Source organism: Streptosporangium sp. NPDC001681 (assembly GCF_040298085.1).
Lineage (GTDB): Bacteria > Actinomycetota > Actinomycetes > Streptosporangiales > Streptosporangiaceae > Streptosporangium.
In genome coordinates this window covers 1-1,959 of record NZ_JBEOZN010000305.1, presented here as the reverse complement: position 1 = coordinate 1,959, position 1,959 = coordinate 1, and the positions used below count along the sequence as shown (strand labels likewise).

Annotated in this window: 1 protein-coding gene; it reads right to left on the bottom strand. The window is 71.0% G+C overall.

Annotated features, from left to right (window positions below):
- On the bottom strand, positions 1–1,926 hold a 1,926-nt coding region (locus ABT130_RS47490), incomplete at its 3' end, for a type I polyketide synthase (protein ID WP_502992254.1).
- Positions 1,927–1,959 lie beyond the last annotated feature (33 nt).

The following is a 1,959-nucleotide window of genomic DNA, read 5'->3' as shown; positions in this document are numbered from 1 at the left end:
CTCCACCCAGTAATCCGGCGAGCACAACTGCTCGTCGGTGGCCGCCTGCCCGGTCACCGTGGACACCACCGGAATCTGCGGCGGGCCGTAGGACAGCGTCCGGGCCAGGGCACGGAAGTCCTCCAGCATCGGGTCCATCAACGGCGAATGGAACGCGTGCGACACCCGCAACCGCTTGGTCCGGACCTCCCTCTCCTGCAGAGCGGCGACGACCTCCAGCACCGCCTCCTCCACCCCGGCGATCACCACCGAGGCCGGACCGTTCACCGCCGCCACCGACACCTGGTCCTCACGCCCGGCCAGCAGAGCGGCGACCTCCTCCTCAGACGCCCGCACCGACACCATCGCCCCACCGGCGGGGAGCGCCTGCATCAACCGCGCCCGCGCCGCCACCAGCACACACGCGTCCTTCAGGGACAGCACCCCGGCCACATGCGCCGCGGTGATCTCCCCGATCGAATGACCGGCCAGCACACCCGGCTTGACACCCCACGAGGACACCAGCCGGAACAGCGCCGTCTCCACCGCGAACAACGCCGGCTGCGCCCACCCCGTCCGATCCAGCAACCCCGCCAACTCGCTGCCCGGCTCGGCGAACAACACCTCCCGCAGCGACCCGCCCAGCAACGGGTCCAGCTCCGCGATCACCTCATCCAACGCGCCCGCGAACACCGCGAACCGGTCATACAACTCCCGGCCCATCCCCACCCGCTGGCTCCCCTGACCGGTGAACAGGAACGCGACCTTGGCCGCGCCCCGCACCGAACCGGTCACCACACCGGCGGCCGACACCCCCTCGGCCACCGCCGCCAGGCCCCGCACCAACTCCGCACGCTCAGCACCCACCACCACCGCCCGATACTCAAAGGCCGACCGAGCCGTCGCCAGCGACACCCCCACCTCGGCCAACCCCAGACCAGGCGAACCCTCCACATGCGACAGCAACCGGGCCGCCTGCGCCCGCAACGCCACCTCACTCCGCCCCGACACCACCCACGAAATCGCGCCACCACCAGACCCGCCATCAGCCTCACCGACCCCGGCCTCCACCGGTACCAGAGGCTGCTCCAAGATCACATGCGCGTTGGTGCCGCTGATCCCGAACGACGACACCGCAGCCCGGCGCGGACGACTCGTCTCCGGCCACTCCACCGGCTCGGTCAGCAGCTCCACCGCACCCGAGGACCAGTCCACATGCGAGGACGGCGCATCCACGTGCAACGACTGCGGCACCACCCCCTCGCGCATCGCCATGACCATCTTGATCACACCGGCCACACCCGCCGCGGCCTGGGTGTGACCGATGTTCGACTTGATCGACCCCAGCAGCACCGGCCGATCCTCCGGCCGATCCTGCCCATACGTCGCCAGCAGGGCCTGCGCCTCGATCGGGTCACCCAGCGTCGTCCCGGTCCCGTGCCCCTCCACCACGTCCACATCCGACGCCGACAGACCCGCCCCGGCCAGCGCCTGCCGGATCACCCGCTGCTGCGACGGACCGTTCGGCGCCGTCAACCCGTTGGACGCACCATCCTGGTTCACCGCCGAACCCCGCACCACCGCCAGCACCTGATGGCCGTTGCGCCGAGCGTCCGACAGCCGCTCCAGCACCAGCACACCCACACCCTCCGACCAGCCCACCCCATCGGCCGACTCGGAGAACGCCTTGCACCGCCCGTCAGAGCTCAGACCGCCCTGGCGGGAGAAGTCGATGAAGGTGTTCGGGGTGGACATCACCGTCACCCCACCGGCCAGCGCCAGCGAGCACTCGCCCGAGCGCAGCGCCTGCGCCGCCAGATGCAGCGCCACCAGCGACGACGAGCACGCGGTGTCCACCGTCACCGCCGGCCCCTCCAAGCCGAGGGTGTACGACACCCGGCCGGAGGTCACGCTGCCCGTGGTCCCGTTGACCACGATCCCCCGCAACTCCTCCGCTGCCCCGTCTCCCGTCGACGGGTA